Origin of the sequence: Luteimonas sp. WGS1318 (assembly GCF_043187535.1) — a bacterium.
Taxonomy (GTDB): Bacteria; Pseudomonadota; Gammaproteobacteria; order Xanthomonadales; family Xanthomonadaceae; genus Luteimonas.
In genome coordinates this window covers 80,546-105,976 of record NZ_CP171131.1, presented here as the reverse complement: position 1 = coordinate 105,976, position 25,431 = coordinate 80,546, and the positions used below count along the sequence as shown (strand labels likewise).

Sequence of the window (25,431 nt, the reverse complement as noted above, 5' to 3'; positions counted from 1 at the left end):
GACTTCGCCGAAGATGGCCGCCGCCCCGAGCCCGTTGCACGGACAGCGCCTGCTGGTCTGCGTCTGCGGCGGCATCGCCGCCTACAAGGCCGCCGACCTGGTCCGCCGCCTGCGCGATGCCGGCGCCGAGGTGCGCGTGGCGATGACCGACAGCGCGCAGCAGTTCGTCTCGGCCGCGACCTTCCAGGCCGTCTCGCACGCGCCCGTGCGGACCACGTTGTGGGACCCGGGCGCCGAAGCGGCGATGGGCCACATCGAAGTCGCGCGCTGGGCGACCCGCATCGTCGTTGCGCCGGCGACGGCGAACACGCTGGCCAAGCTCGCGAACGGGTTTGCCGACAACCTCGTGACCACGTTGTGTCTGGCGACGACCGCGCCGCTGACCGTGTGCCCGGCGATGAACCATCGCATGTGGCTGCACCCGGCGACGCAGGCGAACATGGCGCTGCTGCGCGCGCGCGGCGTGCAGGTGATCGGGCCCGAGGACGGGCCGCTGGCGGAAGGCGAATCCGGCCCCGGTCGGCTTGCCGAACCGTCGGCCATCGTCGCCGCACTGCCGGCATGAGCGCGCCGCTCGCCGGGCGCCGGGTGCTGGTCACCGCCGGCCCCACCTTCGAGGATCTCGATCCGGTGCGGTTCCTCGGCAACCGCAGCAGCGGCAAGATGGGGTTCGCGGTCGCCGCGGCGGCCGTGGCCGCCGGCGCCGACGTCGTGCTCGTCGCCGGGCCGGTGCACCTGCCCACGCCCGACGGCGTGCGGCGCATCGACGTGCGCTCGGCCGCGCAGATGCATGCCGCGGTGTTCGATGCGTTGCCGGCCGACGTCTACGTGGGCGCAGCGGCCGTTGCCGATTTCACCCCCGCCGGTGTGGCGACGTCGAAGATCAAGAAGCGTCCCGGCGAGGACGGCCTGACCCTGCACCTGGTGCGCACGCGCGACATCCTGGCCGATGTCGCCGCGCATGCGGCGCGCCCGCGCGTGGTCGTCGGCTTCGCCGCCGAGACCGACGACGTCGACGCCAATGCCCGCCACAAGCTCGCTGGCAAAGGGGTCGACCTCATCGCCGCGAACCGCGTCGGCGTCGCCGGCAGCGGCTTCGAGGGCGACGACAACGCGCTGGTCGTGCACGACGCCGCCGGCAGCCGCCCGCTCGGCCCGGATTCCAAGCCCGCGGTCGCCGCCGCGCTGGTCGCGCTGATCGCCGACCGACTCGCCCAGGAGGCCCCATGAGCCACGCACCCGACCACCACGTCCTCGATGTCCGCGTGCTCGATGCCCGCTTCGGCCAGCAATGGCCCCTGCCCGCCTACGCGACCGAGGCCAGCGCCGGGCTCGACCTGCGCGCCGCGCTCGACGCGCCGCTGACCCTGCTGCCGGGCGACACCGCGCTGGTGCCGTCGGGCCTGTCGATCCACATCGGCGACCCGGGCCTGTGCGCCGTGGTGCTGCCGCGTTCGGGCCTGGGCCACAAACACGGCATCGTGCTCGGCAATGGCACCGGGTTGATCGATGCCGACTACCAGGGCCCGTTGATGATCAGCATCTGGCATCGGGGCAAAGATGCGTTCACGATCGAGCCCGGGGACCGCATCGCGCAGCTCGTGTTGCTGCCGATCGTGCGGGCGACGCTGAATGTGGTGGATACTTTCGTGGACACCGCACGCGGGGCCGGGGGCTTCGGGCATTCGGGCGTGCGCTGACGGGGACAAGTTGATGAGCGAGAAGGATCCGCATCGGGCACGTGCGCTGCTGGCGCAGCTGCGTCCCGCCGCTCCACTGCTGGCGATTGCGCTGGCGGTGGTGGCCGTCTGGTTCGCATGGAGCGGCTGGCAGACACTGCAGGGCAACCAGCGCGTGGCGACGGTCGAGCAGGGGCGCGACGCGGCCCTGGATGGGCTGCGCCGGAGTCTCGGCGGCGAGCTGAGCCGTCTGGGCACCCAGCTGGAGACGCCCGCGGTCCAGCGCGCGCTCGCCGACGGCGACTTCGCCGCGGCCGGCGCGGCGCTCGGCGCGGACTGGCCCGGGCTGGAGGCCGCGCAGGTCCTGCCGCTGCACCTCGACGCCGACTATGCGGCGCTCGATGCCAGCGGGTTCGGCCGGCTGGCCGCGCTCGAATCGGCCATCGCCAGCGGCGAGCCGATGCTGACGGTCGCGCGCATCGGCGATGCGCCGCGGGTGCTGGTGACCGCGCCGGCACGCGCCGGCGAGACGATGGTCGGCGTGGCGGTGGCCCAGCTTCCGCTGAGCCGTGCCACCTCGGCGCTGGATGCCGTGGCGCTCGACGACGCCACCTATCTCGCGCTGCGCCAGGGTGGCTACACCATCCACGCCCGCGGCGATGCGTCGCTGGCGAACGTGGCCGAGCGCCTCGGCCGCCCGGTCCCCGGCACCGGGCTGCGCGTCTCGGCGGCCGTGCCGCATGTGGACAAGCCGATCTTCGGCCTCGACGCCATTCCGCTGTTCGTGATCGCCGCGGTCCTGCTGCTGCTCGCGGCGGCGGCCTGGCGGTTGCCACGGCATCTGCAGCCGGTCGCCGCCGGCGATGACACCACGCCGACGCTGGCCGAATCCCTGCAGCAGCCGCTGGAGACCGGGGACGGCGTGCCGGTCCCCGCGCCGGTGGCCGTGCGCAGCGAGCCGAAGAAGGCCGCGCCGTCGGTCGTGCTCGACCCGTCGATCTTCCGCGCCTACGACATCCGCGGCATCGTCGGCCAGACCCTCGACCCGGGCGTGGCCGAACTGGTCGGCCAAGCCGTCGGCTCGCTGATGCGCGAGCAGGACCTGACCGACATCGTGGTCGGCCGCGATGGCCGCCTGTCCGGCCCCGATCTCGTCGCCGGCCTGGTCGCGGGCCTGCGCAAGGCCGGGCGCAACGTCATCGACATCGGCCTGGCGCCGACGCCGCTGGTCTATTTCGGCGGTTTCCATCTGCGCACCGGCTGCTGCATCTCGGTCACCGGCAGCCACAACCCGCCCGACTACAACGGCTTCAAGATCGTCGTCGGCGGCGAAACCCTGTCGGGCGACGCGATCACCGACCTGCACGCACGCGTCGCCGACGACCGCCTCTACACCGCGCCGCAGCCGGGCGGCCTGAGCGAACGCGACATCAGCGAGGACTACGTCCGCCGCATCGCCGACGACATCCAGATCGCACGGCCGCTGAAGGTCGTCGTCGATGCCGGCAACGGCGTGGCCGGCGAGCTCGGGCCGCGCGTGCTCGAGGCGATCGGGGCCGAGGTCGTGCCGCTGTACTGCGACATCGACGGCACCTTCCCCAACCACCACCCCGACCCGAGCGACCCGCAGAACCTGGCCGATCTGGTCAGCACGGTGCAGCGCTTCGACGCCGATCTGGGCCTGGCCTTCGACGGCGACGGCGACCGCCTGGGCGTGGTCACGCGCGACGGCGAGACGATCTACCCCGACCGTCTGCTGATGCTGTTCGCCGCCGACGTGCTGGAACGCAATCCGGGCGCGATGATCGTCTTCGACGTGAAGTGCACCGGTCGTCTCCCCGGCCACGTGCTGCGCCACGGCGGCAGCCCGCTGATGTGGAAGACCGGGCATTCGCTGATCAAGGCCAAGATGCGCGAGACCGGCGCCGAGCTGGCCGGCGAGATGAGCGGGCACTTCTTCTTCTCCGAGCGCTGGTACGGCTTCGACGACGGCATCTACGCCGCGGCGCGGCTGCTCGAGATCCTGGCGATCGACGACGATCCGTCGGCGGTACTCAAGGCGCTGCCGAGCGGCGTGTCGACGCCGGAGATCAAGGTCGAAGCGCCGGGTGGCGATCCGCACGCGTTCGTCGAACGCGTGCAGGCGTCCGCGGCGTTCGAGGGCGCCCGGCTGTCGACGATCGACGGCGTGCGCGCGGACTGGCCCGACGGCTGGGGCCTGGTGCGCGCATCCAACACCACGCCGGTGCTGGTGCTGCGGTTCGATGCCGACAGTCGCGAGGCGATGGCACGGATCCAGCAGACCTTCCGCGAGCAGCTGCTCGCACTCGACCCGGCGCTCGTGCTGCCGTTCTGACGGTCGTGTTCGCGTCATGCGACGCCGGCCCCGTGCCGGCGTCGTCGTATTCGGGGCAATGCCCCACGCCCGAATGCGGCCCGGGCCGACCGGCCCGTGCAGCGAACCCGGCTCGCTGACGCCGCATCGGCCGCGCAGGCTGGGGGCCCTGCCCCGCACCGGACCGCGCCATGCCCCGACGCCGATCGTTCCCGCATGTGCGGGCACTGCTGCTCGCCCTGCTGCTGGCCGCGGGTGCGGCATGGCCGGCAGCCGCGGCATCGCCGCCGGCGCTGATGCTGGCGCGTGACCTGGGCGCGGCGCAGATCGATGTCACTGCCTATTTCGTCAGCGAGAAACTCGACGGCGTGCGCGGCCGTTGGGACGGACGCACGCTGTGGACCCGCGGTGGCTACCGGATCGCGGTGCCGCCGGCGTTCACCCGCGGCTGGCCCGAGACCCCGATGGACGGCGAGTTGTGGATCGGACGCGGCCGTTTCGACGCGGTCAGCGCGCTCGTGCGCAGCGCCCCGGCGGATCCGGCGGCGTGGGACGCGGTGCGCTTCATGGTGTTCGACCTGCCGGCGCATCCCGGCCCGTTCGACGCGCGCGTGGCCGCGATGCGTGCGCTGGTCGCACGCGCGGGCCACCCGCACCTGCAGATGGTCGCCCAGGCCCGGGTGGCGACGCGCGAGGCGCTGGACGCGCGGCTCGCGGCCGTCGTCGCCGACGGCGGCGAAGGACTGATGCTGCACCATCGTGACGCCCGCTACGGTCCTGGCCGCAGCCAGACGCTGCTCAAGCTCAAGCCGCACGACGACACCGAAGCACGGGTCGTCGGCCACGCACCGGGCAACGGCAAGTACAGCGGCATGCTGGGTGCGTTGGTCGTCGAACATGTCGACGGGCGCCGGTTCCGGATCGGCACGGGGTTCACCGATGCGCAACGCGCGCAGCCGCCGCCGGTCGGCAGCTGGGTGACCTACCGCTACAACGGGCTCACCTCGACCGGCCTGCCGCGCTTCGCACGCTTTCTGCGCGTGCGCGACGAGATGCCGCCGCCGGAGTAGACGCCTCCGTCGATGCACACGCGTGGTGCGGCGGCCGCAGGTGCTGCCCGCTCGGGACGCCGCGGGTCGAAGTTGCCCGGTCTGCCTCTGTCGATATCCCGACGGGCGTCGACCGCGCAGAAAAAAGCCCGCCAGTTGGCGGGCTTCTTCCTCGAAACGGCGGCGGGTTACGGCCGCGGTTCGTCGTCGCGTCGACGCTCGAGATAGGCCTTGGCCCAGCGGTCGGCCACGCGGCCGGCCGCATCGCGGCCACCGAGGCCGAAGGCGAGCGCCGTCGCCACCGCGACCGCGCCCAGCACCAGGCCGAAGGCGAGGTTGACGATGTCGTCGGCGATGCCCATCGCCCGCAGACCCATCGCGATCACCAGGCCGAGGATCGCGACCCGCGCGATGCGCGACAGCCCGACGCTGCGGTCGGGATTGGCGCGCTGGATCGCACGGGCCGCCAGATCCGCCAGCCAGTAGCCGACGACCAGGATCACCGCGCCCAGCAGCACGTCCGCACCGAAGGCGATGAAGGTCGCCAGCAGGTCACGCACGCCAGTGAAGCCGAGCCGATGGGCGGCCTCGACGGTCGCGAACAGCAGGATGAAGAACAGCGCCACGCGTCCGACGAACGCGGACAGCCCCGTGGCGGTCGACGCGGCGGTCACCGGCGTGCCGCGTGCATCGACGATCGGAGTGCCGGGCTCGGGCACGCCGGCCGCCGCGACCGGATCGGCCGTGGCCAGTGCCGTGTCCACCGGCGCGGCTGTCGTCGGTGCCACCGGGACCGCCGTGGTGGTGAACAGATGCGCGAGGCCCAGACGCGCCGGAATGCGGTCGACGCCCAGGTTCTCGAGCAGACGCGTCAGCAACCCGGCGACGAACCGGCCCAGGTACCAGGCGATGATCAGGATCAGCGCCGCGGCCAGGATGTTCGGGATCGCGGTCAGGAACATGCCGAGCATCTCGCTCGCCGGATCGGAGATCGCCCGGATCGCGAGCGCATCGAGCGCGGCGATCAGCGTCGGCACGATGACCAGGATGAAGACCAGCGTGCCGCCGAGCTGCGACAGCCGCACGCCCTCGGTGAGCCCGTCGCGGTTGCTGTAGCGGTCGACGCCGCTGGCCGCGAGCAGGTTGGTCACCAGGCCGCGCAGCACCTTCGCCACCAGCCAGCCGACCAGGCCGATGACGACGGCGGCGAAGATGTTGGGCAGCATCGTCGTGACCTGCGCGGTCATGTCCGACAGCGGCAGCATCAGGCCTTCGATGCGCAGCGCGCCGACGATCGCCGGCAGGAACAGCAACAGCACCAGCCAGTAGACGACGTCACCGAGCACGCCCGAAATCGGCTTCACGTCGGCCGATTCCGACAGCTTCTCGTCCCAGCGCCCGGCCGCCATCACGCGGTTGATGCCGGCGCGCAACACCGTCGCCAGCACCCACGCGACCAGGGCCAGCACGGCAGCCAGCAGGATCCGCGGCAGATACAGCATCACCTCGGTGACCAGCGCCGAGAACGGGCCGTACAGGCCGTCGACGCGGAGCACGCTGAACACCCCGATCAGGGTCAGGATGATCACGAACCAGAAGCCGATCGACGCCGCGATCTTGACGATGTCGAGCTGCGACGCGGTCTGCGTATTGACGCGTTCGTTGATGCGCAGGCGGGCCATGCCGGTGCGGATCACGCCGCGCACGAACAGCGCGGCGATCAGACCGATGATCAGTACGAGCACCGCACCGAGCACGCTCGGCAGGTAATGGCCCAGGCTCAGTTCGAGCTGTCGGCCGAGGGTGTTGGCTTGCATTGGGGAGACTCTCCTCGCTGGGATGCGGCCAGGCCGCACCGAGTCGATGGATGAGACAGCGCGGATATGGACGCTGCCGACGGCATGGCGCGCGACCGGGATCGTAGCCGCGAGGCGACATGCGCGTGGCGGGATCCGGAACGGGGTCGATGCACGCGGCATCGGTGCGGGCCGGGCGCAGTGTGTCGCGTCGTGGTGTGCGCTGAGGGTGAACATGCGCGGGCGTGCGCATTCATGCCTGCAGTGCGATGTGCCGCACAGGCGGTCGTGCGCGCGTCACTCGCGACCGTGCGCAATCACCGCATCCACTCGATCGTCCGTCGCATCAGCGACGCGCCATCTGCAGTGCTGTGACGCAACCCCAACGGCGCAGGGCCGCAGATCATGCGCGTCGGACCGACGCGTGTGCGCCAGCCGATGTGCGCAGGGCGACGTCAGCAGGCAGGTTCCTTCGCGAACGGATTGAGCCGACGCACCCAGCTGCCGCCGCAGTCGATATCGACCGGCTCCGGCTCCACCGGTTTTGCCGGCGTGCGTGCGGCCACGCGCGCGCGTTCGAGTTCGGCGATGCGGCTGCGGATCTGCGGCATCGCCGCCAGCGCCGCGCGCTCGCCCTGCAGGATCGCCGCATTGCGCTGCTCGAAACTCGCCGGGCCGATGTCGTTGACCTGCGGCCGGATCACGATGTCCGCGCGGGCGAGTTCCTGCCGGCCGAGGGTCTGGCCCATGATCGCGATCGACTGGTTGACGATGCCGAGCATGCTGCCGGGCGTCGTGCCGCTGGCACGGCTGGAGATGTCGACGGCGATCACCAGATCGGCGCCCAGCTGCTTCGCCGCGTCCACCGGCACCGGACTGACGACGCCGCCGTCGACGTAGCTGCGCTCGCCGATGCGCACCGGTTCGAACACGCCGGGCACGCTGCTCGAAGCGCGCACCGCCTGGCCGGTGTTGCCGCGCACGAAGACGACGCGGTCGCCGGTGTCGAGCCGGGTCGCGACGGCCGCGAACGGGATCGTCATGCGGTCGAGCGTGCGGTTGCCGACTTCCTGGTTGACGTAGTTCTGCAAGGCGACGCCCTGCACCAGACCGCCGGAGAACAGGCGCACGTCGCGGATGCTCGACTCGTCGAGCGCGACCGCCCGTTCCTGCATGCGGAACGGATCCATGCCGCTGGCGTAGAGCGCACCCACCACACTGCCGGCACTGGTGCCGGCCACGACATCGGCCTTGATGCCGTTGGCCTCGAGCATCTTGATCACCCCGATATGGGCGAAGCCCTTGGCCGCGCCACCGCCGAGCGCCAGCCCGATGCGCACCGGAGGTGCCGGCGGCGCAGGCGTCACAGCCGCGGGTCGCGGCGGCGGTGCGGGCTCGGCGACGGGACGCACGTTGTCACGCCCGCACGCGGCCAGCAGCAGTGCGACGCCGGCGAGGCCCAGCAATCGGCCCACGGCGACGCGACGCGGACGGCGGCCGATCGAGTCGGTGTGCAGCATCGGGGCAATGGAGTCGGACATGCGGACCGGCATCGAGCGGACGGGGCGACGAGCATACCCATCCACCGCCTGTCCGCGGCTGAAGCCCAACGCAAAGCGCGCCGCCCAAGGGATGGGCGGCGCGCTGGGGAGCACGAGGGGAGACGCGGCGACCGGCGCCGTGCGGCTCGCGTCAGCTGGCGTCGGTCTCGTTGGCAGCCGTCGCGGCGCCGCGCTTGCTGCGCGTGGCGCGCTTGCGGGCAGCGGCGTTCGAGGCTTCGATCCGGCGCGAGTTGCCTTCGATCGACTCGTTCGCCTTCTTCTTGCGGTACTGGCGCGCCGCCACCCAGACCAGGCCGACACCGATCGCGCTCGCGGCGACGATCGCCGGATTGCGACGCAGGAAGCTGACGCCGACCTTGGCACCGGTGCGCGCTGCGCCGACGGCGACGCCGGTCTTCAGCCAGTTCTCGGCGGTGGCCGGAATCGCGTGGCGGAGGCTGTCGCCTGCCTGGCCGACCAGGGACATCGCCTTGTCGGACAGCTCTTCGAACTTGCTCATGGGGTTTCCTTCGAGGTCCGCGTACGGGATGCCGCAGTCTGTGGCCGCCGCTGTCGATCCAGTGTGAGCGGGGACGGCGTGCGACACCGGCGTTCAACATCCGTTCCGCCGGCACGGCAGGCCGCGAGGCTCACGTACCGCGCGGCTTGGCGCGATGCGTGGCCGGCGCGTTCCAGGGATCGTCCGGCCACGGGTGGCGGGGATACCGCCCCTTCATTTCCTTGCGCACGTCCGGATAGGTGCGCTCCCAGAAGCCGTGCAGATCGCGCGTGACCTGCAGCGGTCGTCCGGCCGGTGACAGCAGATGCAGGGTCAGCGGCACCCGGCCGTCGGCCACCGAGGGCGTCTGTGCGAGGCCGAACAGCTCCTGCAGCTTGACCGCGAGCACCGGCGCGGCCGGTATGCCGTCGGCCTCGATGCCGTACTGGACGGCCCGGGCCTGCCCGGACGGCACGGTGATGCGCACCGGCGCCAGGCGTTCGAGCTGCTGCCGCACGGACCAGTCGAGCCGGCCCTGCAGCGCCGCGGCGAAGGTCTCGGCATCGAGCGCATCGAGCCGGGTGACGCCGGTGAGGGCGGGCCGCAGCCAGGTGTCGCGCGTGGCCAGCAGCGCCGGATCGGCCATGTCCGGCAACCCGAGTTCGGGCATCCAGGCGCGCACGGCCTGCACCCGCGCCTGCCACTGGCGCAGCGCGTCGCGCCACGGAAGCACCTCGAGACCGAGATCGCCGACCGCGTCGGTCAGGGCCTGCGCGGCCTGCGCCGGATCGACCCGTCCGTTCGCGCGGGCGTCGAGCACGATGCCGTCGAAGCGCCGCACTCGCTCGCCGACCAGCGCCCGCTTCGCCGCGTCCCAACGCGTCTCGTCGGCCTCGACGAAGCGTTCGGGCCAGGCGCGTCGCAGCGCGGCCTCGTCGACCGGTGCGCCGCGCAGCAGCAGCGCATCGCGCGCTTCGAAGCGCAGTTCGCTGGCGACGATCCACGGCTCGCCGACCAGCGCACTGTCGTCGAACAGCCGCGCCATGCGCCCGTTGCTGAGGGTGTAGCGATACGCGTCGCGGGCATGGCGGTGGCCGATGCGATCGGGAAACGCATGCGCGAGCAGATCACCGATCGCGTGCGCGGGCACGGTGTCGGGTGGCTGCGCGTCGACCCGCAGCCGACGCCGCCACTGGCGTGACGCCGCGTCGATGGCGGCCAGCGCGGCGCGCGAGACGTCGCCGCCGCTGCGTCCGCGCCGGAACGCGGCCAGCGCCTGCCAACGCGTCGCGAGCGCGTCGGAGCGCGACGCGCCGCGCAATGGATCGCGCGCTTCGACCAGCGCGCATAGATCGCAGGCCAGCGCCCGCATGTCGGGCGCATCGGCGGCCAGCAGCATCGCCGCGAGCCGCGGATGCGTGCCCAGCGCCAGCATGCGCCGCCCGGCCGGCGTGATCGTCGCGCGGCCGTCGAAGGCGCCCAGCCGCTGCAGCAGATCGCGCGCTGCGGCCATCGCACCCGCCGGCGGTGCATCGGGAAACGCGAGCGCGGCATCGCCCCAGGCGGCGAGTTCGAGCGCCAGCGCCGCGAGTTCGACCTGGGTGATCTCGGGCCGGCGCTGCGGCTCCAGCCGCTGCGATTCCGGCCACAGGCGCAGGGCGACACCCGGCGCCACACGCCCGGCGCGCCCGGCGCGCTGGTCGGCCGAAGCCTGGCTGATCGCCACGACCTCGAGGCGCGAGAACCCGCTGTTGGGATCGAAGCGCGGCTCGCGCGCCAGGCCGCTGTCGACGACGATGCGCACCCCCGGCAACGTGACGCTGCTCTCGGCGACGTTGGTCGCCAGCACCACGCGCCGTCGCCCGTCGGCCGCGGGCTGCAGCACATGCGTCTGCGCATCGACCGGCAGTTCGCCGTGCAGCTGGAGCAACTCGACCGCCGAGGGCAGCGCGGCCTCGAGCTGCGCATGGCAGCGCGCGATTTCCCGCTGGCCCGGCAGGAACACGAGCGCATCGCCGGCGTGCGCATCGAGCGCCTCGACGACGACGCGGCGGATCTGGTGTTCGAGTGCTTCATCGCGCCGCGGCGGCACATGCGAGACCGCGACCGGAAAGCTGCGGCCCGCGCTGGAGAGGCGCGGCGCATCCAGCCAGTCGGCGATGCGCGCGCCGTCGAGCGTGGCCGACATCACCACGAGGCGCAGCTCCTCGCGCAGGCCGGCCTGGACGTCGCGCGCGAGCGCGAGGCCAACGTCGGCAGCCAAGTGGCGTTCGTGGAATTCGTCGAACAGCAGCGCGCCGACGCCGTCGAGCGTGGGGTCGTCCTGCAGCATCCGGGTGAGGATGCCCTCGGTGACGACCTCGACGCGCGTGCGTGCCGAGACCCGGCTCTCGAACCGGATGCGGTAGCCGACCGTCCCGCCGACGTCCTCGCCGAGCTGGCGGGCCATGAACACCGCGGCCGAACGCGCGGCCACACGGCGCGGCTCCAGCATCACGATGCGGCGGCCGTTGAGCCACGCGGCATCGAGCAGCGCCAGCGGCACCTGCGTCGTCTTGCCGGCGCCGGGGGGCGCTTCGAGCACGAGACGCGGATGTGCGGCGAGGCTGGCGAGGATGTCCGGCAGCAGCGCTGCGATCGGCAATGCGTCGGACGATGGCGATGCGGGCGCGGCGGTCTTCACGGCGCACAGGCTAGCGGTGCGTCGCGCAGCCGTCGATGGCGGCGCGCGCGCGTCCTTACAATGCACGGTCCTCCACGTGCGGTTTCCGGCATGCAGTTGATCGACATCGGCGCCAATCTCACCCACGACAGCTTCGACCGCGACCGCGACGCCGTGCTGCAGCGCGCCCGCGACGCGGGTGTGGCGAAACTGGTCATCACCGGCGCCAGCCGCGAGCATTCGCCCAAGGCGCTCGCACTGGCGCAGCAGCATCCCGGCATCCTCTACTCGACGGCCGGCGTGCATCCACACCACGCGGTCGAATACACCGAGGAGTGCGACGCCGAAATGCGTGCGCTGCTCGCGCATCCGGAGGTCGTCGCGGTCGGCGAGTGCGGCCTCGACTATTTCCGCGATTTTTCACCACGCCCTGCGCAGCGCAAGGCCTTCGAGCGGCAGCTGCAGATCGCGGTCGACACCGGCAAGCCGCTGTTCCTGCACCAGCGCGACGCCCACGACGACTTCATCGCGATCATGAAGGACTTCGAGGGCCGCATCGGCGCGGCCGTGGTGCACTGCTTCACCGGCGAGCGCCGCGAGCTGTTCGACTATCTCGACCGCGACTGGCACATCGGCATCACCGGCTGGCTGTGCGACGAACGCCGCGGCCAGCACCTGCGCGAGCTGGTACCCAACATCCCTGCGCACCGGCTGATGATCGAAACCGACGCGCCCTATCTGCTGCCGCGCACGCTCAAGCCCAGCCCGAAAGACCGGCGCAACGAACCGGCCTTCCTGCCGCATATCGTCCAAGAACTGGCACGGGATCGTGGCGAGGACGTGGCCGAGACGGCGGCGACGACGACGGCGACGGCAACGGCGTTCTTCGGGCTGGGGTGATCGTTCGCTGATGCCGGGTGCGACGTGGAGTGCGTCGCTTGGCCTGCGGTTGCTGTGCAGCGTCGTCGAGCGCAGTCGTTCTATCTGCTGCCGTTGCCGTTGCCGCTGCCGAAAAATGACATGCCCGCGCACCGGCCAGACCCGGAGGGCGCCGCCCATGGATGGGCGGCGTTTTTCGACCGAGCCATGGATGGCGAGTCGAAAAATCCCGGAACGAACGAATGGCCGGATTTGCTTCGTCGAGGAGGCCCTTTCTTTTGCTTACTTTTCTTTGGGCCAACAAAGAAAAGTGAGCCGCTCGCCGGCAGGCGAGTGGAGGCCCTGTACTTGCCGTTGTTAGGTATACAAAGCGAAATCAAACGCTTTCGTCCGCTGGCGCGGCCGAGTTCATTTCTTTTGGTAGACCCCAAAAGAAACGGAAGGCGGACTCTAAAGTGAAGCGCATCACCTTCGAGCGGCCGAGCCACCATGGGACAGCACTATCGACACCTGGGCGCAGAAGAGCGCGGCACGATCATGGCGATGAAGCGCACGGGCGCCAGCACCCACGCGATTGCCGCTGCCCTGCAACGTGCGCAGAGCACCATTGTTCGCGAACTGCAGCGCAACGGATACACGCCTCCGCCGCCACGTCGCTTGCGAGGTCGGCCGGCGATCGCCGGCGGTTACGACGCAACACGCGCAGGGGAGCGTGCACGCAGATTGCTTCGAATACCCCGGACACAGCGCAAACTGCGGCCCGACGGCGTGCTCTGGCCGCAGGTCTGGACGTTGCTGACGGCCGGTTGGTCGCCACAACAGACGGCGTCCAAACTGCGGGAACGTCATCCCGACCAGCCCGAGCTGCACGTGAGCCACGAGACGATCTACGCGGCCATCTACGCCATGCCCCGCGGCGAACTGCGTCGCCAGCATGTCGCCCTGCTGCGTCAGGCCCGCGGCGCGCGCCGTCCGTTGCGCCGCAGTGCGGAAACCCGCGGGAAACTGCCGGATATGCCCAGCATCCACTCGCGCCCGCCGGAGGTGGACGCCCGGCTCGTGCCCGGTCACTGGGAAGGCGATCTGATCATGGGCGCGCGCAACCGCTCTGCCGTCGGTGTCGTGGTCTGTCGACACAGCCTGTTCGTGATGCTGGCCCGATTGGAGCGTCACACCGCACGTGGCGTGCTGGAAGGATTCACGCGCACGTTCTTACCCTTGCCGCCGGATTTGCTGAAAACACTGACCTACGACCAGGGCAAGGAAATGGCACTGCATCGGATGCTGTCGGCCGAGACGGGGCTGGATGTGTATTTCGCCGACCCGCGCAGTCCGTGGCAACGCGGCATCTGCGAGAACACCAACGGCCTGCTGCGCCAGTACCTGCCCAAAGGCGAGGATCTGTCGGAATTCAGTCAGCAGGACCTGGACCGGATCGCGATGCGATTGAACATGCGGCCGCGCAAAACGCTGAAATGGCGGTTCCCCTCGGAGGTGTTCCTGGAAAAGCTGCTCAAGCGTCCTGTGGAATTTTCCATCGAAGATGCACTTCGGTATTGAATCCGCCGAACCAAAGAAAAACGTCTCCCCGACGAAGCTCACCCGGCCATTCGTTCGTTCCGGGATTTTTCGACTCGGCATCCTGCCTCGGTCGAAAAACGCCGCCCATCCATGGGCGGCGCCCTACGGGTCTGCCAACCACGCGGACGTGTCATCTTTCCGCGAAAGCGCCAGCGGGATCTCCCGCCACTCCGGGACATGCGGTTTAACGTCTGAGGACAGCGCCCGCTACCGCCGCGGCCACGCCGCCAGCAATGCCCACAATCCACCCACACCCGCCACCCAGGTCGCCACCGGCAGCCCGAGCAGCGTCGGCCCTCCGGCCTCGAGCGCGTACAGCACGGCGGCGACGATCAGCAGGCCGACGCCGAGGATCGCGGCGACCATGCGCTTCTGCATGCCCTGCATCGTCGCGGTCAGCGCGGCGAGGTCGTCGGAGCGCATGCGCAGTTCGTGGCGGCCTTCGACCTGCTGCTTGAGCCAGCCGTGCAGCAGGCGCGGCATGTCCGGGGCCTGGGTGATGAGTTCCGGCAGGCGGTCGCGGAACTCGCGGCCCAGGCGCTGCGGGCTGTAGCGCTCGACCAGGATGCGTTCGAGCACCGGCCGCGCGACCGCCCAGATGTCGAGCTTCGGGTCGAGCAGGCGGCCGATACCTTCGATGCTCAGCAGGGTCTTCTGCAACAGGATCAGCTGCGGCTGCAGCGTGAGCTGGTAGCGCTGCGCGGTGCGGAACAGTTTGCCGAGCACCTCGCCCAGCGAGATCTCCGACAGCGGCCGGGTGAAGTACGGCTCGCACACCGAACGCACCGCGGCCTCGAGTTCGTCGATGCGCAGGTGCGCAGGCATCCAGCCCGCCTGGATGTGCAGTTCGGCGATGCGCCGGTAGTCCTGGCGGAAGATCGCCATGAAATTCTCGGCCAGGTAGTACTGATCCTCGCGCGAGAGCTGGCCCATGATGCCGAAATCCAGCGCGATGAAACGCGGGTTGGTCGTGCGGTCCGGGTCGACCCAGATGTTGCCGGCGTGGGCGTCGGCATGGAAGAAATTGTCGCGGAACACCTGCGTGTAGAACACGCGCACGCCCTTGGCCGCCAGCGCCTTGCGGTCGATGCCGGCCGCATCGAGCGCGGCGACGTCGTCGCTGGGGATGCCGTATACCCGTTCGAGTGTGAGCACGCGCTGGGTGGTGCGCTCCCACACCGGGGCCGGCACGTAGAGATCCGGCGACTCCGCCCAGAAGCGCCGCAGCACCGAGGCATTCGCGCCTTCGCGCTGCAGGTCGAGTTCGGCGGCCAGCGTGTTCTCGATCTCGGCGACCACTTCGCGCGGCCGGATCTTGTCGGCGCGGGGATGGGTGCGTTCGACCAGCGCGGCGAGATTCTTCAGCAGGGCGACGTCGGCGGCGATCTGTTTCTCGATCGTCGGTCGCAGCACCTTGACCACCACTTCGCGCTGCGGATGGCGGTCATCGGCCGGCAACGTCGCCGCGTGCACCTGCGCGATCGACGCGGATGCCAGCGGCACCGGGTCGAAGGCCGCAAAGGCCTGCGCGATCGGCATGCCGAGCTCGCGCTCGACGATGGCCTGTGCCTGGGCGCCGTCGAACGGCAGCACGCGGTCCTGCAGCAGCGCGAGGTCGTCGACGATGTCCGGCGGCACGAGGTCGCGGCGCGTGGAGAGGATCTGTCCGAACTTGACGAAGATCGGCCCGAGTTCCTGCAGCGCCAGGCGCAATCGCGCACCGCGCGACTGCGCGGCGATGTCGGCCGAGGCGCGCGGTACGAACGGACGCGCGAGCTTGAGCCAGCGCTCGGCCGGCGTGCCATCGAACAGATCGTCGAGGCGATAGCGCAACAGCACGCGGCCGATGCGCGAGGCGCGCAGCACGCCCTTCATCGCAGCGGCCTCATGCCGCCGGGCCGCGGCGCAGACGCGCGACCCGCACCGACAGCCGTTCGACCGCGTCGTGCAACGTGTCGACGTCGTCGTGGAAGGCATCGAGTTCGGCGCGGGGCACGACGTCGCGCGATTCCTCGGTGATGTACTCGGCCGCGCTGCCGGCGACCGAACGGCCGAGGTCCTGGGCCTGGCGCAGGGCCGCGGCGAACGCGTTGGCGACCTGCACGCCGATCACGTCGCCGAACACCGCGACGAACGGCTTCTGCCAGTCGGGATCGAAGCGCGATGCCAGCGTCTGCAGCCGGCGTGCGAGTTCGGCATCGCCCGACACGCGCACCTTGCCGATCGGCGGCGCATCGTCGCGGCGCAGGAACGGTAACTGCGAGAGCACGCCGGCCAGCGTGGTGCGCACGGCGAGATCGGGTTCGAGTGCTGCGTCGACCGGCCCGACGCGCAGACGGTCACCGTCGACGCGCAGTTCCAGCGCCAGAGGCGGGGAGGCGAGCGTCAGCGAGATGCGCTGGCCATCGAGCCCGCGCAATGCGGCACGCGTGTCGGCATCGAGCGCGAGCGCCTGGTTGAGCGCGGTTTCCAGCGCGCGGCCGGCGATCGGCTTGAGCACGGCGAACGGTGAGGGCGGAAATTGGGCCATGTCGGCATTGTAGGGGAGCGATGTGGACCCGCGCGGGCGGGGGCCGAAGATGAGGGACGCTGCGTCCACCCGAGAGACGGCAACTGCCGGCTCGCCGCTGCGGCAGATGTCGAGGCGCGCGCCGCGCCTGCGGAGCCCGGACGGCGCGTCGATGGTCGAGCGCCGCGGCCCAACGAAAACGCCCGCCTAAAAAGGCGGGCGTCGATCGCAGACTGCGGGCGCAGACTGGACGTCAGGGTCCACGACCACGCAGCATCGAGATCACGGCCAGGATCAGAAAGACCACGAACAAGATCCAAGCGATGTTGGTCGCGGCGCCGGCGACGCCACTGAAGCCGAGAACACCGGCAATGATGGCGACGACGAGGAAAATGACGGCATATCTGAGCATGGTGCGGTCTCCGTGGCAGGGGCCGATAGCGGCTGTGGGGGACACCGTATGCCCAGTCAGGTCGCGATCAGGTGACGACGTGACAGCCTGTTTTCGCCAGCTTTCAGCTGGGTGATTCGGCCGTGAAGATCCCGGTGTCATCCGCCCTGCGCACGGCGCGCTGGCGAATTCAGGCCGCCGCCTGCAGCCGACGGAGCCCTTCGGCGATGGAGACCCGGGGCACGTAGCCGAAATCGCGCGTCGCCGGCGCCATGTCGTACCAGTGCGTCGTGCTCAATTGCTCGGCGAGAAACCGCGTCATCGGCGGCTCGCCTTTCAGGCGCAGCAGCGGCCAGACCGATTCGCAGATCGCACCGATCGCATAGGCGGCGCCGAACGGAATCGTCTTCGTGACCTGCGGCGCGCCGGCGGCGGCCAGCAGCGCGTTGACGATCTCGCGCACCGTGGTCGGCTCGCCGTTGCTGATGAAGTAGGCGCGGCCTGCGCACGCCGCGCCCGGCGCCAGATGGTCGAAGGCGTCGAAATGCGCCTGCGCGGCATTGTCGATATACGTCGTGTCGATGCGGTTTTCGCCGTCGCCGACGAAGCGCAGCCGGCCGGCCCGTGCGCGCTCGGCCAGGCGCGGCAGCAGTTGCTGGTCGCCGGGACCCCAGATCAGCCGCGGACGCAGGGCGACCGTCGCGAGGTCCGGCCCGTTCGCCGCGAGCACGGCCTGTTCGGCGATCTTCTTGGTCGTCGCGTACGGCGCCTTGAAGTCTTCGCCATAAGGCACGGTGTCGGCGGTGCCGCCTTCGACCGGATGCGTCGCCCGGTGGGTCACGCTGGGCGTCGAGGTGTAGACCAGCCGGCCGATGCCGTGCGCGCGACAGGCATCGAGCACGTTCTGCGTGCCGACGACATTGGCCAGGTGGTAGCTCTCGTAGCTGCCCCAGGCGCCGGCCTTAGCGGCGTTGTGGAAGATCGCGTCCATGCCCTGCGCCGCGGCGCGCACCGCGTCGGCATCGGCCAGATCGCCGCGCACCTGCCGCACGCCGATCGCATCGAGTTCGGGGTAATGGCCGCGGTTGAAGCTGGTGACATCAAAGCCACGTTCGACGAGGCCGCGGCACAGGGCCTGCCCGAGGAAGCCGCCGCCACCGGTGACCAGGATCCGCATTGCCGACTCCACACATTGCAGGGCCGCCCACGATAGCGAGGCGGGTCGGGCTTGGCGACGCGCTGCCATGCGCGACGGCTGCAAGTGGTTGATCCGCATGCACTTCAGAATTCTTCATTCGCGCATCAGGCACTTCATCCGGGAACGCGGTGCAGTGCGGCTCCCTCGACCGGAGTCCGTCCATGCAGTCCTTGTCCCGCCTCGCCCTGTCAGCGTTGCTCGCCTTGTCCGCCGCGCCGCTTGCGGCCGCCTTACCCTCGCCCGACACCGACTGGCCGGTCGCCGATGCCGGCGCACTGGGCTGGAACACCGATCGTCTGGACGCACTGGACGCCGCGATCGCCGGCGGTGAAGCGCCCGACACCACCAGCGTGCTGGTCGTCCATCGCGGCGCGTTGATCCACGAGGCCTACTTCAATGGCGCCGACCGGAACACGCTGCACAACACCCGCTCGCTGACCAAGAGCGTGACCGCGCTGCTGGTCGGCGCGGCGATCGACCGCGGGCTGATCGAAGGCGTCGATGCCCCGGTGCTCGGTTTCTTCCCCGATCGCACGCCGGCCCATCCCGGCGCGTTCAAGACCGCGACGACCGTCGAAGACCTGCTGACGATGAGCGCGCAGTGGGAGTGCGACGACAACAACGAGTTCTCGTCCGGGCACGAGGAGCGGATGTATGTCAGCGCCGACTGGATCCAGTTCGCGCTCGATCTGCCGCAGCGTGGCTATCCGGCGTGGACCACGCGTCCCGCCGACAGTCCGCACGGACGCGCCTTCGCCTACTGCACGGCGAACGCGTTCATGCTCGGCGCGATCGTCGAACGCGCCAGCGGCATGTCGCTGGAGCGCTTCGCCGCCGACGCGCTCGAGCGCCCGCTGGGCATCGAGGCGTCACGCTGGCACCGCTCGTCCGACGGCACCGGCATGGGCGGTGGCGGCACCGAATACCGCAGCCGCGATCTGGCGAAGTTCGGACAACTGATCGCGGATGGCGGCCGCTGGCACGACCGGCAGATCGTGTCGGCCGACTGGGTGCGGGCGATGGCGCAGGTGCATGCGCAGACGCCGTTCGAGGCCGATTACGGTTACCAGATGTGGCGTTTTCCGTTCAAGGCGGGCGAGCGGCAGGTGCACGCCTGGGCGATGTCCGGCAACGGCGGCAACTACGTGTTCGTGGTACCGGAATCGCAACTGGTCGTGGTCATCACCCGCACCCGCTACAACCAGCGCGGCATGCATGCCGAATCGCAGGCACTGTTCGCCGACTACGTGCTCAGCGCGATGCCGTGACCGCATCGTCGGGCAGACGACCGGACGCCTGCACCGCAGCGCGTTCGCCCGCGAGCGCGGTGTCGATGCGACGCAGCGCGGCATCGAACGCCGGCGCAGTGCGCAGGTCCGCGAACAGCGGTGAGACACGCAGGTAACCGGCATTGCGGAAGCCGGCGGTGACCGCCGCATCGAGCGTCCCGAGCGCCGCGTCCCGGTCACCGGCCAGCGTCTGCAGCAGGGCGGCTTCGACACCTTCGAAGGGATCGGCACCGTCGGCCAGACCGCTGCGCAAGACATCCGCACGGGCGCGCAGCGTGGCGGCATCGGGCGACGGTTCGGCGCCGACGCGCCAGGCCATCGTCTCCGGCAGGCTGGCATGGGGTCTGAGCGCGCGCGCCTGCTGCACGGCCTCACGTGCGGCATCGGCATCGCGGCGCAACAGGGCGAGTTCCGCGGCCAGCAGATCCAGGCTGGCATGCGCGGTGCCGCGCGACAGCGCCTCGGTCAACGCGACCTGCGCCTCGTCGATGCGGCCGTGTTCGTAGAGGAACGTGGGCCAGGCGAGATTGGAGAACACGTTGTCCGGATACAGCTGGAAGCTGCGCCGGTACCGCGCCTCGGCCGCGGCGGCGTAGCCGAGCAGGTCGAGGTTCGAGGCGATCTGCAGCTCCAGGAAGCGCACGGTGTCCGGCGCACGCACGTCCAGATTCGCGGCCAGCGCTTCGGCGATGCGGCCCTGACGCGCCTGCAGATACGCGGCCGACGCGCGGCTGCCGTCGGCCGCGGGATCCAGTTGCACGGCGCGCGTGTAGCCGGCCAACGCGGCTTTGATGTCGCCATGGCAATCGTGCGCATACGCGAGCGCGGCATGTGCAGCGGCGGATTCCGGCTGTCGCGCGATCACGGCTTCGGCCAATGCCTGCGCCTGCGCCGCGTCATCAGCGTTGCCGCTGTAGAGGCACAGACGCGCGCTGTAGGCGCGGCTCAGGCCGAGCTGCGCGGTGCTGTCGTCCGGCGATTCCTGCAGACGTTGCCGGTACAGCGCGATCGCGCGTTCGTTGTTCGCGGCCTGGCCGATGCCGGCGTAGTACGCGGCGCGTTCCAGGAGCGGCGACACCGCCGGCACCTCGGGTCGCGGCCAATGCCACCAGACCAGTCCACCGAGCAGCGGCAGCACGAGCAACGCGGCGATGCGTGGAGCAGGCGATCGCGGCGTTGCGGGCGCCGCGTGCGGCGTGGCGGCTTCAACCGAGGGCTCGCTGCACAGCTGGTAGCCCTGCCCGCGCACCGAACGCAGATAGCGCGGCTGGCGGCCGTCGTCGCCCAGCGCCTGGCGCAGCAGGCGCACGCGCTGGGTGACGGTTTCCTCGCCGACGTGCGCGGGCGCCCACACGCGCTCGATCAGTTCGTCGAAACCGACCACGCGTGTGCCCTGCCCCAGCAGCACATGCAGCAGCCGGAAGCTGAGGCCGGACACGTCCAGCACGTGTCCGCCGTCGCGGACCACGCGTTGCCGCGCGACATCGATGCGCAGATCGTCGAGCCGGTAGTACGCCGGCGCGGGGTCAGCCGACACGCGTCGCCGCCCACGCGGCCAGGGTCTCGCGGCCGATCTTGGCGTTGTGGCGGATATCGACCGGGAAGCCCGGGTGGAACAGCACGCGCTCGATGCGCCCGGTGTGGACGAAGCCTTCGCCGATGTGGCGCAGTTCGTCGGCGATGCGTGCCTGTTCGGTCTTCGCGACACCGGCTTCCAGCTCCACGCACAGCACCGGCGTCTGCGCGCCCTTCGGGCCGACACCGACCAGCGCCGTGCGCTTCACCTCCGCGTGCACGTTGAACACCGGTTCGACCTGTTCGGTGCACAGCGTGCCGGTGGCGGTCACCACGCGATGACCCTTGCGGCCGCAGAACCACAGCCGGCCTTCGGTATCGAAATAGCCGAGGTCGCCCATGCGATGGACGATGCGCGTGCTGCCGTCGGGCAGTGTCTCGGTGATCTTCGCCAGGCGCGTCTGCGCGTCGCGGTTGAAGTAGGCGTCGGTCGCGCTCGGCCCGGCGACGGTGATCTCGCCGACCTGGGCGCCAGGCACGCACAGCGCGTCGGACCACGTGGGAATCGCGTCGTCGTCGACACGGATGATGCGCACCGCGTTCGGCGGCACCGGTCGGCCGACGCAGGTGCCGGCACCGTGCTCGGTGCGCGTACGCAGGTCGAGCAGCTCGCGGCCTTCGATGACCGCGACCGGCAGGCATTCGGTCGCGCCGTAGGGCGTCCAGAAACGCGCGTCGTCCGGCAGCAATTCGAGGATCTTCGCGACCGTGTCCGGCGGCACCGGCGCACCGGCCGAGGTCACGAGGCGCAAGGTCGGCAGCGGCTTCCCGTACTTCGCGAGCACGCCCATCAATGCGGGGGAGCCGAACAGCTGGTCGACGCCGAAGCGGTCGATCGCCGCGTGCAGCTTGCGCGGATCGGCCTTGGCCGGCTGCGTGGGATCCATGTCCGGAATGATCGAGGTCAGCCCCAGCGCCGGATCGAACAGCGCGAACGGCGGGAACGTCGGCAGATCCACACCGCCGGCGCCGATGCCGAACGCCTCGCGCAGCATGTCGATCTGCGCGGCGAAATGGCGATGCCGGTAGACCACGCCCTTGGGCACGCCGGTCGAACCGCTGGTGAAGAGGATCGCCGCGACATCGTCGCCGGCCGTCGCGGCGAGTTGCGGGCCGGCACCTGCGCCCGCGCGTTCCACATCCGCCAGCGTCGCGTCGCTGAGCACCGCCCAGCGCCCGGTGGTGATGCGCACGCGCGCCGATGACGCCCAGCGCAGCAGCACCCGCGCGAACTGCGCCAGCGGAATGCCGATGAAGGCCTCCGCGCCGGCTTCGTCGAGACATTGTTTGAGCGCGCGCTTGTCGATGCCCGGATCGACCAGCACCGGAACCGCGCCGGCCTTGAACAGGGCGAACATCAACAGGAAGAACTCGGGCGTCGGCCGCACCATCAGCACCGTGCGCGTACCGCGGACGATGCCGCGCGCGGCGAGTCCGGCGGCGATCGCATCGCTGCGACGGTCGAGCGCGCCGTAGGTCAGTGCATGCGCATCGCCGTAGCGGCCATCGGGGCCGGGGCAGCGCATCGCGATGCGATCGGGCGCGGCGTTGGCCAGCCGCGGCAGTGCGGCGGCGATGTTGACCGTGGCGGCCGGGGAAGAGGTGTCGACATCCATCGCGCAGAGGATACCGGCAGCCGCGCGCGCGCCGTCCGCGGCGGCTACGATGGCGGCTTCACGATTCGAGACCCTGCCATGCGCGCGACTCCCGGCCGTCCGTTGCTGTTCCGCACGCAGGTCGCCCTGCTGATGCTCGCGCTGCTGGTTCTGCTGCCCGGCTGCGCCAGCACCGGCAAGCAGGCGAGCGCGCTCGAGCGCGCGCAGTACGCGTGGTCGGGCGCGGTGCGCTGGAACGACATGAAGACCGCCTGGCAGCTGGTCGACCCCGACTACCGCACCGCGCACCTGGTCAGCGAACTGGATTTCGCCCGCTACGAGCAGGTGCAGGTCACCGGCTACCGCGAAACCAGCGCGACGGCCGGCCCGGAAGAAGCGATGCGCGAGATCCAGATCGGCGTGGTCAACCGCCACACCATGGCCGAGCGCACCGTGCGCTACACCGAGCGCTGGCGCTGGGACGCGGCCGCCGGCACCTGGTGGATCGTCGACGGCCTGCCAGACTTCTGGGCCGGCGAATAGGGAGCCCGGGCCGGCGCGCACGGCCCACGCTGCGGGCGCTCACCGCGCCGACGGCAGGGCCCGAGGCCGGCCTGGCGGGGCCGATAGGTTCGCCTGGCGCGGTATGCGACAATCGCCGCCCGCTGCCGCTTCGCGAACCGTTTCGTGAATTTCGAAGAACTGCTGGCCTTCCTGGGCCGAAACCAGATGCTGTCGCTGATCCTCGCCGTGCTGACGGTGGCGATCATCTACAACGAGATCGCCCGTCTGTTCCGCGGCTTCAAGGCACTGCGCCCGGCCGAGCTGACCGTGCTGATGAACCGAGAGAACGCCCTGGTGGTCGATCTGCGCCCGAGCGCGGACTTCGGCAAGGGCCACATCCCGGGCTCGAAGAACGTGCTGATGAGCCAGTTCGACCCCGAGAGCAAGCAGCTCACCGCGGCCAAGGCGCTGCCGGTGGTGCTGATCTGCAAGACCGGCAGCACGGCCAGCGACGCGGCCAAGCGCCTGAAGAAGGCCGGCTTCGAGAACGTCTATGTGCTCGACGGCGGCATCGGCGCCTGGCAGCAGGCCGATCTGCCCCTGGTCAAGGGTCGCGGCTGAGTCCGCAGGTCCGCATTCCGGCGGGTGCCATAATCGGCGATCCGCCTTCATTCCATCCTTGCTGGAGTTGATCCACATGTCCGAAGAACAGGCCACCAACGGCGCCAACGGCGCGGCCCCCGCCCCGACCGGCGCGCAGTTCAGCGTCGAGAAGATCTACGTCAAGGACGTCTCGTTCGAGTCGCCCCGGTCGCCGGCGATCTTCAGCGAGCAGACCCAGCCGCAGCTCAACATGAACCTGAACCAGAGCGTCCAGCGCGTCGGCGACAACGCCTACGAGGTCGTGCTGGCGATCACCCTGACCTGCAGCCTGGGCGAGGACAACGCGAACACGGTGTACGTGGCCGAAGTGAAGCAGGCCGGCGTGTTCGGCCTGGCCGGCTTCGACGGCAACACCCTCGACGCGCTGCTCGGCACCCAGTGCCCGAACGTGCTCTATCCCTACGCCCGCCAGCTGATCGGCGAGCTGATCCAGGCCGGCGGCTTCCCGCCGTTCCTGCTGCAGCCGATCAACTTCGACGCGCTTTACGCCGAAGGCCTGCGCCAGCGCGCCCAGGGCGGCGAGCAGCCGACGACCGACCAGATCGGCAACGCCTGAGCGTGACCGATCGCAAGACCGCGGTCGCGGTGCTGGGCGCGGGCTCCTGGGGCACCGCGCTCGCTTCGCTGATCGCCCGCAACGGGCACCCCACCACGCTGTGGGGCCGTAATGCGGAGCAGATCGAGGCGATCGACCAGCGCCACGAGAATCCGCGCTACCTGCCGGGCATTCCGCTGCCCGAGACGCTGCGCGCGACCACCGACATGGCACGCGCCGTCGAAGGCGCCGGCCTGATCCTGGTCGTCGTGCCGTCGCACGCCTTCACCGAAACGCTGGAACTGCTGGCGCCGCTGCGCCCGGCGGGCGTCGGCGTGTCGTGGGCGACCAAGGGCTTCGAGCCCGGCTCGGGCCGCTTCCTGCATGAAGTGGCCGGCGGCCTGGTCGGCGAGGACGTGCCGCTGGCCGTCGTCACCGGCCCGTCGTTCGCCAAGGAAGTCGCGTCCGGCCTGCCGACCGCGATCACCGTGCAGTCCGACGACGAGGCCTTCGCGCAGACCGTCGCCGACGTGCTGCACGGCCCGACGTTCCGCGCCTACACCGGCACCGACATGCGAGGCGCCGAGCTCGGCGGCGCGATGAAGAACGTGCTGGCGGTCGCCACCGGCGCGGCCGACGGCATGGAGCTGGGCCTCAACGCCCGCACCGGCCTGATCACCCGCGGCCTCAACGAGATGCTGCGCCTCAACCAGGCGATCGGCGGTCGTCCGGAAACCCTGATGGGTCTGGCCGGCCTCGGCGATCTGGTGCTGACCTGCTCGGGCGATCTGTCGCGCAATCGCCGGCTGGGTCTCGCCCTGGGCCGAGGCGAGAAGCTCGAGGACGCGGTCCGCGCGATCGGCCAGGTGGTCGAATCGGTGCAGACCGCCGACGAGGTCATGCGCCTGGCCGAGCGCCACGGCATCGAACTGCCGATTTCCAGCAACGTGCGCGCGGTGCTGCACGGCGAAATCTCGCCGGTAGAGGGCCTCGAACGCCTGATGGCGCGCGAGCAGAAGCCGGAATATCCCGACGCCCTGTTCGGCTGACGCCGGCCTGCGTGCCATCGACGGCTTGAACGACGCCCGGCTCACACCGGGCGTTCGTGTGGGGTGCCTTGGTCCGGCCCCCGGTCGTCCGATCCACCCGAC

The 25,431-nt window shown here is 70.6% G+C and carries 20 protein-coding genes and 1 pseudogene; 11 read left to right on the top strand and 10 right to left on the bottom strand.

What is annotated here, in order from left to right; translation table 11 throughout:
- The first annotated feature begins 13 nt into the window (after positions 1-13).
- From coaBC to ACF3M1_RS00425, 4 genes and pseudogenes are all read left to right on the top strand, one after another.
- Positions 14-1,230, top strand: a pseudogene (gene coaBC, locus ACF3M1_RS00440) (bifunctional phosphopantothenoylcysteine decarboxylase/phosphopantothenate--cysteine ligase CoaBC).
- Complete coding sequence (gene dut, locus ACF3M1_RS00435) at positions 1,227-1,700, top strand: dUTP diphosphatase (protein ID WP_394002891.1); 474 nt, start codon at positions 1,227-1,229, stop codon at positions 1,698-1,700. The pseudogene coaBC and the gene dut overlap by 4 nt, the downstream one beginning before the upstream one ends.
- 13 nt (positions 1,701-1,713) lie before the next feature.
- Positions 1,714-4,035 (top strand): phosphomannomutase/phosphoglucomutase, encoded by a 2,322-nt coding sequence (locus ACF3M1_RS00430; RefSeq protein WP_394002889.1) that lies wholly within the window; start codon positions 1,714-1,716, stop codon positions 4,033-4,035.
- A gap of 170 nt (positions 4,036-4,205) precedes the next feature.
- Positions 4,206-5,084, top strand: a complete 879-nt coding sequence (locus ACF3M1_RS00425; RefSeq protein ID WP_394002887.1) for a DNA ligase — start codon at positions 4,206-4,208, stop codon at positions 5,082-5,084.
- 167 nt (positions 5,085-5,251) lie between these two features.
- On the opposite strand, the gene ACF3M1_RS00420 is transcribed toward ACF3M1_RS00425, so the two are convergent.
- From ACF3M1_RS00420 to hrpB, 4 genes are all read right to left on the bottom strand, one after another.
- The gene (locus ACF3M1_RS00420) at positions 5,252-6,880 is read right to left on the bottom strand and encodes a mechanosensitive ion channel (protein WP_394002885.1); all 1,629 of its coding nucleotides are present in this window, start codon (positions 6,878-6,880) and stop codon (positions 5,252-5,254) included.
- Between the two features lie 434 nt (positions 6,881-7,314).
- Positions 7,315-8,400 (bottom strand): patatin-like phospholipase family protein, encoded by a 1,086-nt coding sequence (locus ACF3M1_RS00415; RefSeq protein ID WP_394002883.1) that lies wholly within the window; start codon positions 8,398-8,400, stop codon positions 7,315-7,317.
- A gap of 151 nt (positions 8,401-8,551) precedes the next feature.
- Complete coding sequence (locus ACF3M1_RS00410; protein ID WP_394002881.1) at positions 8,552-8,920, bottom strand: hypothetical protein; 369 nt, start codon at positions 8,918-8,920, stop codon at positions 8,552-8,554.
- Between the two features lie 130 nt (positions 8,921-9,050).
- A complete protein-coding gene (gene hrpB / locus ACF3M1_RS00405; protein ID WP_394002879.1) occupies positions 9,051-11,582 on the bottom strand; it encodes an ATP-dependent helicase HrpB in 2,532 nt (843 codons plus the stop codon).
- A gap of 90 nt (positions 11,583-11,672) precedes the next feature.
- Here hrpB and ACF3M1_RS00400 point away from each other — a divergent pair, with 90 nt between their 5' ends.
- Together ACF3M1_RS00400 and ACF3M1_RS00395 are read left to right on the top strand one after the other, a co-directional pair.
- Entirely contained in the window at positions 11,673-12,461 is a 789-nt protein-coding gene (locus ACF3M1_RS00400) for a TatD family hydrolase (RefSeq protein ID WP_394002877.1), read from the top strand.
- 468 nt (positions 12,462-12,929) lie between these two features.
- Positions 12,930-14,000 carry an IS30 family transposase gene (locus tag ACF3M1_RS00395; RefSeq protein WP_394001701.1) on the top strand — a complete coding sequence of 357 codons (1,071 nt, stop codon included), beginning with the start codon at positions 12,930-12,932 and terminating at the stop codon, positions 13,998-14,000.
- 228 nt (positions 14,001-14,228) lie between these two features.
- Here ACF3M1_RS00395 and ubiB read toward each other — a convergent pair whose 3' ends face one another.
- The 4 genes from ubiB to oleD all read right to left on the bottom strand — a co-directional run bounded on the left by ubiB (position 14,229) and on the right by oleD (position 18,098).
- Complete coding sequence (gene ubiB / locus ACF3M1_RS00390) at positions 14,229-15,896, bottom strand: ubiquinone biosynthesis regulatory protein kinase UbiB (protein WP_394002875.1); 1,668 nt, start codon at positions 15,894-15,896, stop codon at positions 14,229-14,231.
- Between the two features lie 10 nt (positions 15,897-15,906).
- Positions 15,907-16,551 (bottom strand): SCP2 domain-containing protein, encoded by a 645-nt coding sequence (locus ACF3M1_RS00385; protein WP_394002874.1) that lies wholly within the window; start codon positions 16,549-16,551, stop codon positions 15,907-15,909.
- 232 nt (positions 16,552-16,783) lie between these two features.
- Positions 16,784-16,942, bottom strand: a complete 159-nt coding sequence (locus ACF3M1_RS00380) for a DUF1328 domain-containing protein (protein ID WP_082387634.1) — start codon at positions 16,940-16,942, stop codon at positions 16,784-16,786.
- A gap of 169 nt (positions 16,943-17,111) precedes the next feature.
- Positions 17,112-18,098: a 2-alkyl-3-oxoalkanoate reductase gene (oleD, locus tag ACF3M1_RS00375; RefSeq protein WP_394002872.1), complete on the bottom strand. Its 987-nt coding sequence runs from the start codon at positions 18,096-18,098 to the stop codon at positions 17,112-17,114.
- 182 nt (positions 18,099-18,280) lie between these two features.
- Here oleD and ACF3M1_RS00370 point away from each other — a divergent pair, with 182 nt between their 5' ends.
- On the top strand, positions 18,281-19,387 hold the full coding sequence (locus tag ACF3M1_RS00370) for a serine hydrolase domain-containing protein (RefSeq protein ID WP_394002870.1): 1,107 nt from the start codon (positions 18,281-18,283) through the stop codon (positions 19,385-19,387).
- Here the strand turns inward: ACF3M1_RS00370 and ACF3M1_RS00365 are convergent.
- Positions 19,371-20,945 carry a winged helix-turn-helix domain-containing protein gene (locus ACF3M1_RS00365; protein WP_394002868.1) on the bottom strand — a complete coding sequence of 525 codons (1,575 nt, stop codon included), beginning with the start codon at positions 20,943-20,945 and terminating at the stop codon, positions 19,371-19,373. The two genes, ACF3M1_RS00370 and ACF3M1_RS00365, sit on opposite strands and share 17 nt — an antisense overlap.
- On the bottom strand, positions 20,935-22,599 hold the full coding sequence (oleC, locus tag ACF3M1_RS00360; protein ID WP_394002866.1) for an olefin beta-lactone synthetase: 1,665 nt from the start codon (positions 22,597-22,599) through the stop codon (positions 20,935-20,937). The genes ACF3M1_RS00365 and oleC overlap by 11 nt, the downstream gene beginning before the upstream one ends.
- A 78-nt stretch (positions 22,600-22,677) precedes the next feature.
- Between oleC and ACF3M1_RS00355 the strand changes: the two genes are divergently transcribed.
- The 4 genes from ACF3M1_RS00355 (at position 22,678) to ACF3M1_RS00340 (ending at position 25,329) form a co-directional block, all read left to right on the top strand.
- On the top strand, positions 22,678-23,121 hold the full coding sequence (locus ACF3M1_RS00355) for a hypothetical protein (RefSeq protein WP_394002864.1): 444 nt from the start codon (positions 22,678-22,680) through the stop codon (positions 23,119-23,121).
- 144 nt (positions 23,122-23,265) lie between these two features.
- Entirely contained in the window at positions 23,266-23,703 is a 438-nt protein-coding gene (locus ACF3M1_RS00350) for a rhodanese-like domain-containing protein (protein ID WP_394002862.1), read from the top strand.
- A 76-nt stretch (positions 23,704-23,779) separates the two neighbouring features.
- On the top strand, positions 23,780-24,301 hold the full coding sequence (secB, locus tag ACF3M1_RS00345; protein WP_394002860.1) for a protein-export chaperone SecB: 522 nt from the start codon (positions 23,780-23,782) through the stop codon (positions 24,299-24,301).
- 2 nt (positions 24,302-24,303) lie between these two features.
- Positions 24,304-25,329 (top strand): NAD(P)H-dependent glycerol-3-phosphate dehydrogenase, encoded by a 1,026-nt coding sequence (locus tag ACF3M1_RS00340; protein ID WP_394002858.1) that lies wholly within the window; start codon positions 24,304-24,306, stop codon positions 25,327-25,329.
- Positions 25,330-25,431 lie beyond the last annotated feature (102 nt).